Source organism: Streptomyces sulphureus DSM 40104 (genome assembly GCF_000381025.1).
In the GTDB taxonomy this organism is placed as follows: Bacteria; Actinomycetota; Actinomycetes; order Streptomycetales; family Streptomycetaceae; genus Streptomyces; species Streptomyces sulphureus.
Map to the genome: position 1 here is coordinate 22,713 of NZ_KB905828.1, position 14,645 is coordinate 37,357.

Annotated in this window: 13 protein-coding genes; 8 read left to right on the top strand and 5 right to left on the bottom strand. The window is 68.6% G+C overall.

From position 1 onward, the window contains the following. Positions 1 to 3: 3 nt before the first annotated feature. Entirely contained in the window at positions 4 to 1,047 is a 1,044-nt protein-coding gene (locus F603_RS0129135) for a methyltransferase (RefSeq protein ID WP_019549461.1), read from the bottom strand. Next, positions 1,044 to 1,475, bottom strand: coding sequence for a cupin domain-containing protein (locus F603_RS0129140; RefSeq protein ID WP_019549462.1), 432 nt, complete (start codon positions 1,473 to 1,475; stop codon positions 1,044 to 1,046). The genes F603_RS0129135 and F603_RS0129140 overlap by 4 nt, the downstream gene beginning before the upstream one ends. Positions 1,476 to 3,030: 1,555 nt before the next feature. Here F603_RS0129140 and F603_RS0129150 point away from each other — a divergent pair. Continuing rightward, positions 3,031 to 3,825, top strand: coding sequence for a LuxR C-terminal-related transcriptional regulator (locus F603_RS0129150; RefSeq protein ID WP_078503787.1), 795 nt, complete (start codon positions 3,031 to 3,033; stop codon positions 3,823 to 3,825). Positions 3,826 to 4,707: 882 nt separating this feature from the next. Beyond that, positions 4,708 to 5,343, top strand: a complete 636-nt coding sequence (locus F603_RS0129155; RefSeq protein ID WP_078503788.1) for a LuxR C-terminal-related transcriptional regulator — start codon at positions 4,708 to 4,710, stop codon at positions 5,341 to 5,343. 248 nt (positions 5,344 to 5,591) lie between these two features. Here F603_RS0129155 and F603_RS0129160 read toward each other — a convergent pair whose 3' ends face one another. The 3 genes from F603_RS0129160 to F603_RS0129170 form a co-directional block, all read right to left on the bottom strand. Then, the gene (locus F603_RS0129160; RefSeq protein ID WP_019549466.1) at positions 5,592 to 7,001 is read right to left on the bottom strand and encodes an aldehyde dehydrogenase (NADP(+)); all 1,410 of its coding nucleotides are present in this window, start codon (positions 6,999 to 7,001) and stop codon (positions 5,592 to 5,594) included. A gap of 71 nt (positions 7,002 to 7,072) precedes the next feature. Beyond that, on the bottom strand, positions 7,073 to 7,768 hold the full coding sequence (locus tag F603_RS0129165; RefSeq protein WP_019549467.1) for a GntR family transcriptional regulator: 696 nt from the start codon (positions 7,766 to 7,768) through the stop codon (positions 7,073 to 7,075). A gap of 26 nt (positions 7,769 to 7,794) precedes the next feature. Then, positions 7,795 to 8,682, bottom strand: a complete 888-nt coding sequence (locus tag F603_RS0129170) for a dihydrodipicolinate synthase family protein (RefSeq protein WP_019549468.1) — start codon at positions 8,680 to 8,682, stop codon at positions 7,795 to 7,797. Positions 8,683 to 8,831: 149 nt separating this feature from the next. Here F603_RS0129170 and F603_RS0129175 point away from each other — a divergent pair, with 149 nt between their 5' ends. The 6 genes from F603_RS0129175 to F603_RS0129200 all read left to right on the top strand — a co-directional run bounded on the left by F603_RS0129175 (position 8,832) and on the right by F603_RS0129200 (position 14,638). Beyond that, positions 8,832 to 10,133 (top strand): MFS transporter, encoded by a 1,302-nt coding sequence (locus F603_RS0129175; protein ID WP_019549469.1) that lies wholly within the window; start codon positions 8,832 to 8,834, stop codon positions 10,131 to 10,133. A 52-nt stretch (positions 10,134 to 10,185) separates the two neighbouring features. Continuing rightward, positions 10,186 to 11,193 carry a dihydroxyacetone kinase subunit DhaK gene (locus tag F603_RS0129180; protein WP_019549470.1) on the top strand — a complete coding sequence of 336 codons (1,008 nt, stop codon included), beginning with the start codon at positions 10,186 to 10,188 and terminating at the stop codon, positions 11,191 to 11,193. Continuing rightward, positions 11,190 to 11,849, top strand: coding sequence for a dihydroxyacetone kinase subunit DhaL (gene dhaL, locus F603_RS0129185; protein WP_019549471.1), 660 nt, complete (start codon positions 11,190 to 11,192; stop codon positions 11,847 to 11,849). The genes F603_RS0129180 and dhaL overlap by 4 nt, the downstream gene beginning before the upstream one ends. A gap of 347 nt (positions 11,850 to 12,196) precedes the next feature. Continuing rightward, entirely contained in the window at positions 12,197 to 12,529 is a 333-nt protein-coding gene (locus F603_RS0129190) for a hypothetical protein (RefSeq protein ID WP_019549472.1), read from the top strand. After that, on the top strand, positions 12,526 to 13,731 hold the full coding sequence (locus F603_RS0129195) for a cupin domain-containing protein (protein ID WP_019549473.1): 1,206 nt from the start codon (positions 12,526 to 12,528) through the stop codon (positions 13,729 to 13,731). The genes F603_RS0129190 and F603_RS0129195 overlap by 4 nt, the downstream gene beginning before the upstream one ends. Before the next feature lie 10 nt (positions 13,732 to 13,741). Next, positions 13,742 to 14,638 (top strand): ferredoxin family protein, encoded by an 897-nt coding sequence (locus F603_RS0129200; RefSeq protein ID WP_019549474.1) that lies wholly within the window; start codon positions 13,742 to 13,744, stop codon positions 14,636 to 14,638. Positions 14,639 to 14,645: the final 7 nt, after the last annotated feature.

Consider the following 14,645-nt stretch of genomic DNA (forward strand, 5'->3'; position numbering starts at 1 on the left):
CCCCTACTTCGTCGCCACGACGAGGCCGGAGAGCAGCGAGATGTTGCTGGTCTCCACGGAGCCGAAGCCGGCCTCCTTGACCCAGCCGATGATGTCCTCGTCGTCCCGGACCTCGCCTTCCTCGGTGTTGACGAGGAGGATCAGGCCGAACATGTACGGGAACAGGCCGGCGGCGAGCGACGGCATGTGCGCGTGCACCAGCAGTTGCCCGCCTTCGGGCAGATGGTCGTAGACGCGCTTGATCAGGTGCGCCGCGCGCTCGGGCCCGTACCCGTCGAGGACGTGGGACAGCATGACCGTGGCGCTCTCCGGCCACGGGCCGTTCATGATGTCCGTGGGATGGGGCGTGACCTGGTCGCCGACGCCGGCCTCGGCGACGTTGGCACGGACGAGGTCGATGACCGCGGGGTAGTCGAGCGACGTCACCGCGAGCCCGGGGTTGCGCCGGGCCAGTGCGATGGAGTAATCGCCGGACCCGCAGCCCAGGTCGAGGATGTGGCTGACGCCCTCCAGCGGGGCAGCCTCGGCCAGCTTGTCGGCCTGCAGGCGCGAGCTGACGCGCATCGCCTGGATCAACCGCGCGGTGCCCTCACGTCCCTCACCGGCCGCCGCGCCCTGGTCGCGGTACCCCTGTTTGAGCACACGCTGGTTGAGCGAGGAGTTGTCCCGCACGGCGTCGGCGAGCTTGTCGAAGTGCGCGAAGTGGCTGTTCTGGTGGTTGGCGAAGCCGCCCATGTACTCGGGGCGGTCGGCCACCAGATAGCGAGAGGCCTCCGGGGAGTTGGTGTACCTCTCCCCCGCGCGCCGGACGAGGTCGAGACCGGTGAGCGCGACGAGCAGCGCACGGGTCGGACGCTGTTCGAGGCCGAGGGCCGAGGCCAGCTCGCCGACGGTGTGCGGCTCCTCCTCGAGGCTCTCGAAGAACCCGAGTTCCAGGGCCGTGAACACAGCCTTCGACTGCAGGTACGCGGTGAGGATGCCGTGGACGCGCGACGAGTCCTCGGCGGAGCCCGGCGCGGGGGTGACAGGCGCGGACGCGATGGTCACTTGTCCCCCAGGGAGTTCGCGTACTCGGGAAGCTGCGTGTACTCGTAGGGGTCGTCGGAGAGGAAGAAGTTGCGCACCGGGGGCCGCTCGCACGGCGCGACGACCAGGAACCGGCACGTCTGATCGGTCCCGGTCACGAAGCCGTGGGCTTCGTTGCGGGGGATGAAGACGACGTCCCCCGGACCGACCTGTTCGGTCAGGTTCTGCTCGGGCATCACGAGACCCATCGAGCCCTCGATGATGTATATTTCGTGCTCCCAATCGTGGTAATGGGGCGGAGTGGAACCGTTGGGGGAGAGCTCGAACTCCGTCAGCACGAAACGGTCGGCACCGTCCGTCGTGTCGATGAGTTTGCGGTGCAGCGCGTCTTTCGCCCCCGGTTCCCTGACGATTTCCGCCTTCACTTCGGTCCTGTGGATCTTCCTCATCGCATTCCCTTCGCCAAATGAGATCGGCTTCGCTCTGACCCCTCAAAAGCTAGGGGTGACCCGAAGGGATTTCGATGGGCACGGCTCCCCGCACAACTAAGGCATCCGCCCGAACTGCGTAGGGACGCGCGACCACGCAACTGGGACACCTGCCCACCGGCGGCCCGGCCATGGGAACAGAGGCCGTGGGGGAAACGGTGAGGTACCGGCGGTACCGGTCGACGGGGCCGGACGGTACCCGGAGGCGGATGCTCCGCCTTCCTCCCTCGCCTAAGGTCGCAGCGCACTGAGGAAACACGTGAGCCGAACCAGCACAACCCCCCACACCGTTCGGCTCCGGTGACCGCCCTCATTCCGTTAGTTGAAAACGAACGTACCCTGTCCCACGACCACTGGACTACGCCTGAATCTCGCTCGATATGCTCCCTCGGAGCCCGCACCGTGGCTCCGCACGGGGCGAAGCACGTCGTCGTCCTCACGGAACCCACGTGACCGGACGGCACGGCGAACCCGGTGGCGGCCGTCTGCCTGCCGGAGAACGAGGAGGCTTGTTCCTCCGTCGACGACGGAAACTCCGACACCGTCCCGGAGAATCGGGTCCGTCCGAGGACGGAGTGAAAGTGCGTCACCAAGCAGAACACTGTGCAACCTGGCCGACGCACCGCCCGCTCTTCCCGTGGCAGCGAGCTTCCGGACCAACCAGAGTGTTCTCGCACTCCTCAGGGGGAGGGGGCACAAAAAGCGCCGCAGCCCGGTTGCCACATGTGGCCCGAGTCAACAAATGACCCTCGGGCGTCCAGGAGCTCCACGGCGGCGCCTTTACCTCCGTCGACCTTCCCCCGGCCGTGCGCCTCACTGATCTCTGCACTGGCAGATACTCGCCAGTTCCCGCTCGCCGCGTACCGCATCAACGATCGCGGCCTGGCTGGCGGACTCGGAATCAGTCCAATTCCCGCCAGCGAGCCGACCCGACGGCTGATGCCGAAATGACTGGCCGTCTCCCGTTCGACGGTGCCGCGGTCCGAGTACGTAAAATCCGCGCCGGGATACAGCGGGACTCCAAGAGTCAACACGACCACGGCACCGTCCGGACCCCGCAATCTGGCGAACGCCCTGAAATACGGGCCGGGGGCGCTGCACAGGACGCCCGTGTCCCGGGCACCGATGAGCGGCCGTTGACAGCACATCGCCGCGGCCGGCAACGAAAGCCTCTCCTTGGGACTAATGAGAGAGTGCACAGCCTGATCGCATCGTCCACGTGATTGGAGCGCCACGTCGGATTCGATCTGGGCACGCACGCGCATCCTGCACCGCAATTCCGGCAAAGACCTCTCGCCGGAAACGGTCTCACCCGGTGAACACCCCGGCGGCCCATCAACCGCTAAACGGCCGCGCCACATGCGACCATAACCACCGATGAGCAGCGACCGTCAAGATTATTGCAGGTCCGCGTAGCGCGCTGTTAACATCCACTCACTTGAGCTGGCCAGAATGGTCTGGCGACCCGCCAGCGCGACTGAGTCCAGATCTGCAACCGAAGGTGGGGGCGTCGGCAATGGGAGTGGTCGTGATAGGTAGCCACCCGTGCACGCGAATGGCACTCAGCGAACTGATTGAATCCCAAACAAGTCTCACCTTGAAAGGCGAAACGGCCACGGCGGACCAAGGTCTTTGCCAGATCAAACGAGAGCGCCCCGATCTCGTCATCTCCGACTTGGAACCGTGCCAGGGCAGCGAGGGCGCAGACTTCCTGCGGGCGATCAAAACTCTGCCGTGGAGCCCCCGCATCATGGTGTTCTCGGCCTCGCGCGACCCGGGCGAAGTCCTCGAAGCCCTGTCGTCCGGCGCTGACAGCTTCGTTCACAAGAGCACACCGATGCATGAGGTGCTGCTCGCCATCGAGAAGACCAAGCGCGGGGAGAGCGTCCTCCTCCTGGAGCGCGACGCCGCCCCCGAGGGCCAGCCGCTCAAGCAGATCGCGTTGCAGCACGAACTCACGGAGAGAGAGGGAGAGGTCCTGCTTCTCTTGCTGCGGCGCTTAACTAATGAAGAGATCGCCGACGAGCTGGTCCTCGCCCGCCAGACCGTGAAGAACCACGTGAGCCGCATCTTCCGCAAGCTGGGTGTGGACAATCGGCACGAACTGCGGGACGCGATCAGGCAGGCCAGCCGCAGCGCCATCGACGCCGCCAGAAGCCCCGATCCTCCCCCACCTCCAGCACTCCTCCACCACGTAAGGGCGAAGATCACCGCGAGCCACGGAGTCGTCTCCGCCTCCGACGAAACGGGCCGGACGCGCGCTCTCGACCAGGAGCACGCGCGGGGTTCCGGTCCGACCACGACGCGCTGAAGCTACCGTCGATAGCGCTGACCCGTGTTTTGCTGCAAACGAAATGACCGTCGCACTGTTTCCGGGGGGGGGCAACGGTCACCTTAGTTCTGCACCGAAAGTTCGTGGCGTCTGCATCGTTCGTGGTGGGTGGCGCGGCCTTTGACCGGCTTATCCTTCGCCAGGCAGGCCGACGCGGCGCGTATCGGCGCCGTCGACTTCGTCGAGCAGTACCTCGTCGTGCAGTCGGCAACCGGTAGTCGGCCAGGTACCGGAAGCGGTGTTCCTTCTTCGGCAACAGCGGCGCGACCCGCTTCCACGGGTCTTCCGGCTCGCCGTACGGGACGAAGTTCCCAGGGGCAGACAACACCCAGCTCACCCACCGGTACGGCCGCCAAAGACGCCCCGTGTTCGAGCGGCTTCCGTTGTTCGCAGATACCCCATGCGCCGGCTCCCCCATTCTTGCGGTCCAGGTAAACAAGCGTTCAGCGTCAGACCCTCCGTACTGAATAGTAGAAAACTGGTGACACGTGCACTGCTCGCATCTACTCGCGACAACTATGTAGAGTGCGCCCCATGAAGGGCGTGACACTCGTCGGCGGGGCATTGTCAGCTCGCAAGCCCAGCCTTGTCGATCCATGGACCCGGGGAAAAGGCATAGACCTTCCCCGGATCAGTGGGGCTCCGGCGGGTCGAACGTCTCACCATTCGTCATCGCTCACACGGTTGGCATCCTGGCGTGCACCACATCATCGACGACGCCCGGATGTCAACGTTTGCGCCTTCGTAGGCCACACGCTTCCACGGATCTTTTCGACGGCGGCGGACCATGCGAAATCGGCGCCACCGCGGATTCCTGCTCGACCGAATGAGGAATCGCCATGGTGATCAGGGGGAATAGAAATGGGAGCAATCATCATAGACGGGCATCCTTGTGTCCGAGCGGCGATGGGAAGCCTTATCGCCTCAGGAACGACTCTAAAATTCCTGGGTGAATCGGCTTCCGCGAGCGAAGGAATAGCTCAGGTGCAGTATTTGCGCCCGAGCCTGGTGATATCCGAGCTGGAACCCCTACGCGGACCGCGTGGATGCGAGCTGCTGTGGTGCATCAACTCGATGCCCTGGAGCCCGAGGCTCATGGTCTTCTCCGCGACCCGCGATCCCGCCGAGGTAGTGGCAGCTCTGTCCTGTGGCGCCGACAGCTTCGTCCACAAGAGCATTCCGACGACCGAGGTTTTGCAGGCGATAGAGAGAACGAACCGCGGGGAGAGCGTCCTCGCGCTCGAAGGTGACTCGATCCCGGACGAGACACTGCCCAAGGTCATCGCGCGCCACCTCCTCACCGACAGGGAAGGCGAGGTGCTCCGCCTCCTGCTCGGGCGGTGCAGCAACGGAGAGATCGCCTCGGCACTGAGCCTGACTCAGCAGACCGTGAAGAACTATGTGAGCCGCGTGTTCCGCAAGATCGGCGTAAAGAGCCGCCGACAGCTCCGGGATTCGATTGCCGCCATGGTCACGCGCTGCCAGGAGGGCAATTGAGCCGCAGGACTCTCCCCTGCCGTACCGACGGGATCGGCACGGCAGGGGCGCCGCCCGGGCGGTTCCGAAAAGCCGCAACCACCCGGCGCCGCACATGACCCAGTGGGTGTCCGTTCGCGGTGGCCTTTCGGGAACAGCACGACGAGAGTGGTCCCTCTTCCAAACCGCCTGGTGAGGAGTGGCCGCGCGTTTGGAGGCTGCCGTGGCGCCGGAGCACCCAGGGACGAACCCCCACGCGCGAGCACAGGTCAGTAGCGCAGCTCGGCCGGGAGTCCCGCAACGGGCACGTTCTGGTAGGCGACGGGGCGGAGGAACCGGTGTATGGCCGCAGTACCGACAGAGGTCGTGGTGGGCGCTGTGGTGGCGGGCCAGGGACCGCCGTGCTGCTGCGCGTCGCTGACGGTCACGCCGGTGGGCCACTCGTTCCACAGGACGCGGCCGACTCGTTCGGCCAGCGCGTCGAGGAGGGTGAGAGCGTCGGCGTCCGGGGCCTCGCCGCCGTGCACGGACCCCGTGAGACTGCCGCCCGACGCATCGAGCACCCGGACGACCTCGTCCAGCGACTCGTACTCCACCAGCAAGGTGGCGGGCCCGAAGACCTCGGTGGAGATCAGTGAAGGGTCGGCGAGGACAGCTTGCGCATCGGTGCGCAGCAGGACGGCCTCGGGTCCGTCCTGGCGGCCCTCGGCGCGGGCGGCCGTGCCGACGTCGGGCCGCGAGGACAGTTCTCGCAGGGACTCCCGGTAGGCGTCGTGGATGCGTTCGTTGAGCATGGGGCCGGGTGCGACCGCAGGTACGGCAGCGGCGAAGTCCGTGGCGTCCGGCACGAAGACGACGCCGGGTTGGGTGCAGAACTGGCCCGAGCCCAGTGAGTACGAGTCGGCGAAGCCCTCGGCGATCTCGAGGCCGCGTTCCCTCCAGCCCGACGGAGTGACGACGACGGGGTTGGTCGAGCCGAGTTCGCCGTAGAAGGGGATGGGGTCGGGCCGGCGGGCGGCGAGGTCGAACAGCGCCCGGCCGCCATGGGTCGAGCCGGTGAAACCGACTGCCTTGATGCGACTGTCCTGGACGGCGGCCACGCCGGCCTCCTGCCCTTCGACGAGGGAGAGCAGGCCCTGCGGTGCTCCGGCCGCCGTCAGCGCCTCGGTGACCGTACGGGCGGTGAGGACGGAGAGTTCGGGATGGCCGGGGTGAGCCTTGACGACGACAGGGCAGCCTGCCGCCAGCGCGCTGACGGTGTCACCACCGAACACGCTGAACGCGAAAGGGAAGTTGGAAGCAGCGAAGACCAGCACCGGGCCGAGGGGCAGGTGGGTGCGCCGGATGTCGGGGCGCGGGCCCATGGGCCAGTCCGCGTCGGCGTGGTCGATTCGTGCGTCGAGGAAGGCTCCCTGCTCCAGACGGTCGGCGAAGAGCCGCGCCTGGAAGGTGGTGCGGGCGAGTTCGCCGCGGAGTCGGGCCTCCGTCAGACGCGTCTCGCGCTGTGCCACAGGTATGAGGGTGTCAGCCGCCGCGTCCAGGGCGTCGGCGGCGGTCCGCAACTGGCGGGCGCGGTCACCGGCCCGCGTATTGCGGGCAGGGCGTTGTGCCGAGCGGGCCGCGGCAAGCGCCGTGTGGACGGGAGCGGGGTAGGGCACGGTGGTGACGGGTGGAGTCACGGGGTCCTCCGGGTGTGTGGTGCTGATGTGCTGACGGCCGCCGAAGATCCGAGCGATGCCGCGCAGAGGTCTCAGGTGACGATCGTGTGCGAGGCCATGTCGGCGAGGGTCCACTCCTCGATCTCCACGAGGTGGAGCGCGGCTGCCTCCTGTGCCTTGTCCACATCGCGGGCGGCTATGGCGTCCAAGATCTCCAGGTGCCGCTTGGTCGACCCGGCCAGTCGGTGGCGCCCGGTGGCACCGAGAACGCGCAGCCAGTAGACGAACGGTTCGACGGATTCGCGGGCAGAGATCAACCGGCTGTTGCCGGTGGCGACGACGATCTCCCGGTGGATGCGGGTGTCGCTGGCGAAGAAAGGATCGTAGTCGCCGTTGTCGGCGGCTTTGAGCGCGGAGACAGCCTCAGCACGCAGGTCGGCGATCTGCTCTCCCGGCATGTTCACGGCGGCGACACCGGTCGCAAGCCACTCCAGTGCCTTGCGCAGTTGGCAGACCTCATGCACGTCGTGACGACTCGGCCGGGTCACAAAGGTGCCGGACCGCGGCCGGGTCTCCACGAGCCGGTCGTTCTCCAGGCGCACGAGCGTGTCCCGTACCGGCGTGCGGGACACTCCGAACTCCTTGGCGATGGCCTGCGGGTCGAGTCGTGAGCCCGGTGCATAGACCCCGGTGGTGATGCGGTCACACAGGATGCCGTACAGCTGATCGGCGATCGAGCCGACCACGAGGGCGGGCTCGCTGCTGTTCTGAGGGTGCTGAGTGGCCATGGACTGCTCCTGCGGGAAACTGATGTCTAATCGATCAGATTAGCCGCAACGAGCGCCGTGCGGATGCGCTCGCGCTCGGCCTCGGTCGCGGGCGCGAAGGGCCGCCGCGGCAGACCCGGGGAGCGTCCTTGGAGCTCGAGCGCGGCCTTCAGGGTGGCCGGCAGATTCGGAGCATCGATGGCACGCCAGACGGTGAGTATGCGTTCGTGGAGCGCGAGAGCCGTGGCATGGTCGCCCGCCTGCACGGCGTTCCACAGCTCGACGCTCAACTGAGGGGTGACCGTCGGGATGGCGGCCAGCGCTCCGTGCGCGCCCATCATGAAGGCGGGGTAGTGCAGGTCGTCCAGAGCGGCAAGGATCGTGAAGCGGTCGCGCACCCGGTGCAGCAGGTCGGCCAGAAGGTGGACGTCGCCGCCCGACTGCTTGACGGCGACGACCTGCGGAACCTCACGCAGCAGCTCGATGGTGTCGATGGGCACCAGCGCCCACGGAACCACGTTGTACAGGACGATCGGCAGGTCGGTCGCTTCACCGATCTCGCGGTAGTGGGCCACCGTTTCCTGGGGCGACGCGCTGAAGACGTAGTGAATCGGGGTGACCTGCAGCGCATCGACTCCGGCCTCCTTCAAGGCCAGTGAGTAACGCTTGGCCTGCGCGGTGGAGTTCTGAATGACTCCGCCGATCACCGGCACCCTGCCGGCGACCTCGTCGACGACAGTCGCACAGATGGCGGCGCTCTCCTCCAACGACAGCGTCTGCCCTTCGCCGGTGCTGCCGCACGCGCACAGCGCTGTGACCCCCCGGGCCAGGAGGTACTGCACCTCGCCGCGCAGCAGGTCGAGATCGACCTGGTCGTGCTCGTCGAACGGCGTGACCACCGTCGAAATCATGCCTTCGAGCCGCACTTCCTTCACGGATTGCCTCCCGCTGCTGCTCTTGCCGCCCCTTCAGAGCGGATGTAATGTCTGATGCATCAGATGTTAGCACGTGGGAAACGCGAAGGCACAGGCCGCTCCCGCCATTGCCCGCATCGCCCAGAGCCGTACATCGCAACGGAGCGAGCATGTCCACATCCGAGACATCCGAAGCTACGGCGCCCTCGCAGAGAAAATCGCTGCGCAGGGTCGTCACCGCCAGCACCCTCGGCACCACCGTCGAGTACTACGACTTCACTCTCTACGCCACCACGGCAGCGCTCGTCTTCGACAAGACCTTCTTCCCCACGGCCTCCCCGATCGTGGGCACCCTCGCCGCCTTCGCGACCTACTTCGTCGGCTACGTAGCCCGTCCGCTCGGCGGCATCGTCTTCGGACACTACGGCGACCGGCTGGGCCGCAAGAACGTCCTGATCATCACCATGCTCATGATGGGACTCGGGACCTTCGCCATCGGCCTGTTGCCCTCTTACGACAGCATCGGTGTCGCCGCACCCGTTCTCCTTGTCGCAATCCGGCTGGTCCAAGGGATCGGCATGGGCGGCGAGTACGGCGGCGGGCTGCTGATGGCGCTGGAGTACAGCCCCGCCCGCAGACAGGGGCTTGCCACCTCCCTGGTGCACATCGGTACCCCCGCGGGCGTCCTGCTCCCCGTCGGGCTGGTGACCGCGCTCGACGTCGTGCTGCCCGACGGGACGTACGACCAGTGGGCTTGGCGGCTGCCGTTCCTCGCGAGCATCCTGCTCGTCGGCGTCGGGGTCTACATCCGCCTACGGGTCACCGAGAGCCCCGAGTTCGTCAAGATGCGCGAGCAACGCGAAGTCCAGAGCCTCCCCGTGAAGGAGGTCTTCTCCAGGCAGTGGCGTGCCCTCGCCCTCTCCGTCGTCGCGAAGATCGCCGAGAGCGGGCTGTTCAACATCTACTACGTCGTTGCCATCACTTACGTCACCTCCGAACTCGACCTCGACAAAGGCCCGGTGCTGATGGCGGTGCTCGTGGCCTGCGCGGTGGAGTGCCTGACACTTCCGTACTTCGGGGCACTGTCCGACCGTGTCGGCCGTCGGAAGGTCTACATCGGCGGAGCCGTCTTCCAGGCGCTGCTTGCCGTCCCCTTCTTCCTGCTCATGCAGACCGGTTCGTTCTGGGGATACGCGCTGGGAATGACCCTCGGGCTGGGCGTCGGCCACGCCTCGATGTACGCAGCGCAAGGCGCGCTCTTCGCCAACCTCTACCCCGTCGACGTCCGCTACACCGGGCTGTCCGCCACCCAGCAGATCGGTGCCACTCTCGGCGGCGGCTTCTCTCCCCTCATCGGCACCGCGCTGCTCACCGCGGGCGGGGGCCACTGGAGCTGGCTGGTCGTCTACTGCGTGGGAGTCGCCGTCCTCTCCGCGCTCGCTGCCTCCCGGCTGCGGGCCGGTGAACGATGAGACGCCATGGCCGGAACGCCGACGCTTCCCCTGCCCGAAAGGACCCGGAGCGGTGAACCACCTCTTCCTCCCCCACACCGACCCCGTCGGCCTCGCACTCCGCGGCTTCGCCCGTGCCCACGCTCCGCTCGTGCAACTGCACGAGGACCCGCTGTTCGTCACCGCGACCGCGCCGCACCCCGACCGTCGTACCGCGCTCGTCTCCGGCGGCGGTTCCGGTCACGAACCCCTGCACACCGGCTTCGTCGGCCGCGGCATGCTGGACGCCGCCGTTCCCGGCCGGATCTTCGCGTCTCCGCACAACCGCCAGGTCTATGAGGCGAGCCGCGCCGTCGCCCGCGAGCAGGGCGTCATACACATCGTCAAGAACTACACCGGCGACCGCATCAACTTCGGCATCGCCGACGAGCGGCTGCGCGCGGACGGCATCAAGGTGCAGCGGGTCCTGGTCGACGACGACCTGGCCACCGAAAGCGACCGGACGGCGACCGGCCGACGCGGCACGGGCGCCACCGTCGCCGTCGAGAAGATCCTCGGCTCGGCCGCCGACACCGGCCTCGGCCTGGACGAGTTGGCACTGCTCGGACGGGAAGTCGCGGGCGCCTCGCGCAGCCTCGCCGTGGCCGGGCGCGCCCATACCTCCCCCTCCCGGGGCGGCGAGGCGTTCACGCTCGCACCGGACGAGATCGAGTACGGCGTCGGCATTCACGGCGAACGGGCCGCAACAACCATCGACCGCCCGGCACTCGACAACGTCGCCGAGAGAATGACCACCGAGCTGCTGGAGAGCCTGCCCAGCACGAGGGAGGGCGTGCTTCTCCTCGTGAACGGGCTGGGCGCGACCACGGCGCTGGAGCTGTACGCCGTCCACGAGCTCGTCAGCCAGATCCTGGAGAAGCGCGGGATCGACGTAGCCGCACGGCTCGTCGGCAGCTACGTCCCGGCCCTGGACATGAGCGGCTTCTCCCTCACCCTGACGGCTCTGCGTCCCGGGTGGCTCGACCTGTGGCAGAAGCCCGCCCGTACGCCCGCCTTCCCCGCAACGGAGCGATTCGCATGACAACGATCGACCAGTCCCGCGTGGTGCGCACTTACGCCCGAGCCGCCCGTACCGCGCACGAAGCGCTCACCGCGCTGGATCAGATCTCCGGTGACGGGGACTTCGGGGACAATCTGCGCGACGGCCTCGATGCGACCGTCGCTGCGCTGGATGCCGGACCCGACGTCTCGGCGACCGCGGTAGCCGGCAGCGTCTTCCTCGACGAGGTGGGCGGCACCAGCGGCCCGCTGATCGGCCTTCTCTTCAACGAGGTCAGCCGCGCACTGAACGAAACGGCAGACGACCGGGCGGGTTGGACGGAAGGGGTACGGTCCGGTCTCGCGGCGATCCAGCGGGTCGGAGAGGCCGACCCAGGGGACCGCACCCTCGTCGACGCACTGGTCCCGGCCCTCGACGCACTGGCCGGCGGAGGCTCCTGGACCAACGTCGCCGAAGCCGCACTGTCCGGTGCCTCGGCGACCGCCGACGTCCGAGCCCGCCGTGGCCGCGCCTCCTACCTGGGCGAACGGGCCGTCGGGAGCCCCGACCCGGGAGCCACCGGCCTCGCCCTGCTCTTCTGGGCTCTGGCCCGCGTCGCCGAACCGGACGCCCGGCTCGGCGACGTCCAGGAACTGGTCCCCGTGCCGCGTGGCCCGGAGCAGACAGGTACGCGATGAGTCGGTGCGGCGGGGCGTCCCAGCCCCGCTTACATCCCTGCAACGACGGCCTGTTCTCCCGAGGTGTGCGTGAGTCCGTCGGCGCATGCACTCCGGGCCGCAGACCCGTACGTCCGAGAGCTCGCTCAAGTCGCACCGGACACATCGAGCACTGCGCCGAGACCTTCCGACGACGCATCGCGAACCGGCGCATCGGTGGTCCAACCAAGCGAACTTTTCGTCGCAAATCGAGAGTTTCCACCCGTAGCAGTACGCTCGATCCGGCGGTGTCCACGAGGGCTCACCTCGCCTCGCGCTGGGGCGCAGACGCCGTCCCGGTTCCAGCCGTTCGATGCGCGGGAGGCAGTATGACCAGCCGCAAGCAGAACCCCGACGAGCAGGAGGGCCCCGCGGACGCGGGCGCAAAGGGCACCCCGGGTGTTGAGGACGGCGGAGCCGACAGTGGTGCCGAGGGTCCGGCGGACGGCGGCGCCGCCGGCGTCCCCGGCGTCCACGACGGCGGCGCGGACGGTGGCGCCGAAGGCCCGGCGGACGCGGGTGCGGCCGGTACCCCGGGTGTCCGGGACGGCGGAGCGGACAGTGGCGCCGAAGGCCCGGCGGACGGCGGCGCCGCCGGCGTCCCCGGCGTCCACGACGGCGGCGCGGACGGCGACGCCGAGGAATCCGACGACCGCTCTTGAACGCCTCGGGTGCCGAGCTCCGGAACCCTGGCGCCGCAGCGGACGCCGGGGTTCTGGAGACGCTCCTCGCCGGCCTGGCCCGGGAGGAGTTCGCCGGCGACGTATGGTCGCGCAGACCGCTCCTCGCACGTCGGGCGAGCGAGTTCTCCGGCCTCTTCTCCGCCGACGCCGTCGACGAGTTGGTCTCCCGACGCGGACTGCGTACGCCGTTCCTCCGCGTCGCCAAGGACGGGGCCACGCTCCCCGAGGCGTCGTTCACCTCGGCCGGAGGCGTCGGCGCCACGATCGCCGACCAGCTCGACGACACCGCCCTGTGGCGCCAGTTCGCCGACGGCGCCACGCTCACCCTGCAGGCCCTGCACCGCACGTGGGGACCGGTCGCGGACTTCGCCGCCAGGTTGAGCACGGAGCTGGGACACCCGGTGCAGGCCAACGCCTACGTCACCCCGCCGCAGAGCCGGGGCTTCGACGACCACTACGACGTCCACGACGTCTTCGTCCTGCAGGTCGAGGGGACCAAGCGCTGGCTCGTCCACGAGCCGGTACACCCCGACCCGCTCCGTGACCAGCCCTGGACCGACTTCCGCTCGGCCGTGGCCGAAGCCGCGAAGGAGAAGCCCGACCTCGACGCGGTGCTCGAGCCGGGCGACGTCCTCTACCTGCCGCGCGGCTGGCTGCACGCCGCGCAGGCGCAGGGCGAGGTCTCGATCCACCTGACGCTGGGCGTCCACAACTGGACGCGCTACGCGCTGGCCGAACAGCTCACGCACTCCGCCCTCGCGCTGCTGCGCGAGGAGCCCTGGATGCGCGGCACGCTGCCGCTCGGCGTGGCCGAGCCGGAAGACGAGATCGACAGTGTGCGCGAACACCTGCTCGCCGCCGTGCGCGAGGCCGAGGCCGCTCCCCGCTTCCACCGGACGCGGCGCCACCAGGGCCGCCCCGCGCCGCTGGGGCCGCTGGCCCAGCTCGCGGCCGTCGACGGCCTCGGCCCCGAGTCGCCGGTCCGACTCCGTGAGGCGTTGGAGCCGCGGTGGGAGGGCACCCGCCTGACCACTCGCGCCGGTTGGCTCGACTTCTCCGAGGACGACGTGCCCGCCGTGACCCGCCTGCTCGACGGTGCGGAACGCACCGCCGGTGAACTCGGCGTCGCCCTCGTCGAGAGACTGCTGCGCGCGGGCGTGCTCGTACCCGCCGGACGGTGACTCCGCCGCGTTGACTGCCACCGAGCGCTTCTTCTGCGCCGAAGCCGCCCGCGTCCGCGGCGACCTGCTGGCGGGCACCGCGCCGTACGGCCGCACGTGGGTGCTCGTCGAGTACCGGGGCGGCTGGCCGGTGAACGGCTTCGACGGTCTCGACCTCGATCCCGGCACCAAGGCACTCGTGTTCTCGGCGGCTCAGGCGGTGAGGGCACGGGTGCTGCTGATCAGACGACACGGAAGCGGCAGGTCGCACGGCCCGAGGCGCTGGGCCGTCCTGCACCACGAGACCTCGGGCGCCCACCGCCAGCAGTGGGGGGTGTGGAACCGTGACGAGGACCTGGCGCAGATTGCCGAAGCCCTCGGTGCCCCCGGAGACCTCGGGCGGCCCCCTGTTGTCCTCGTCTGTACGCACGGGAAGCACGACGTCTGCTGCGCCGTGCGCGGACGGCCCGTGGGGCGCGCCCTGAGCGAGCGCCGACCGGACCAGGTGTGGGAGTGCACGCACGTCGGCGGTGACCGGTTCGCCGCCAACGTGGTCGTCGTACCCGACGGTGTGTACTACGGCGGCCTCGACGCCGGATCAGCCCTCGTGACGGTGGAAGAGCACCTGGCCGACCGTGTCCACGCGGAGCACCTGCGCGGATACACCGATCTCCGCCCGCCTCAGCAAGCCGCCGTCGCGGCCGTGCTGCGGCGCTTCGGGCCGGCCGGCCGCCACGAGTACGCGGTCGCCGAGACGTCCCGAGTCAGTGGCGACCGCTGGTCGGTCCGCGTCACGGGCAGCCGGCCTTCGACCGACTTCGACGTCGACGTGCGGAGCCACCGCGCACCGCCGCGTCAGTTGACCTGCCGCGGGTTGCGGACGAGTGCGGCCGTCGTCCATGTCGCCACCTCGGTCCGGCCCCGCTGAAGGGCGG

Coding starts and splice junctions, on each gene's coding strand:
- F603_RS0129140 (WP_019549462.1), bottom strand. CDS start 1,475: ATGAGGAAGATCCACAGGACCGAAGTGAAGGCGGAAATCGTCAGGGAA.
- F603_RS0129150 (WP_078503787.1), top strand. CDS start 3,031: ATGGGAGTGGTCGTGATAGGTAGCCACCCGTGCACGCGAATGGCACTC.
- F603_RS0129155 (WP_078503788.1), top strand. CDS start 4,708: ATGGGAGCAATCATCATAGACGGGCATCCTTGTGTCCGAGCGGCGATG.
- F603_RS0129165 (WP_019549467.1), bottom strand. CDS start 7,768: ATGGCCACTCAGCACCCTCAGAACAGCAGCGAGCCCGCCCTCGTGGTC.
- F603_RS0129175 (WP_019549469.1), top strand. CDS start 8,832: ATGTCCACATCCGAGACATCCGAAGCTACGGCGCCCTCGCAGAGAAAA.
- dhaL (WP_019549471.1), top strand. CDS start 11,190: ATGACAACGATCGACCAGTCCCGCGTGGTGCGCACTTACGCCCGAGCC.
- F603_RS0129190 (WP_019549472.1), top strand. CDS start 12,197: ATGACCAGCCGCAAGCAGAACCCCGACGAGCAGGAGGGCCCCGCGGAC.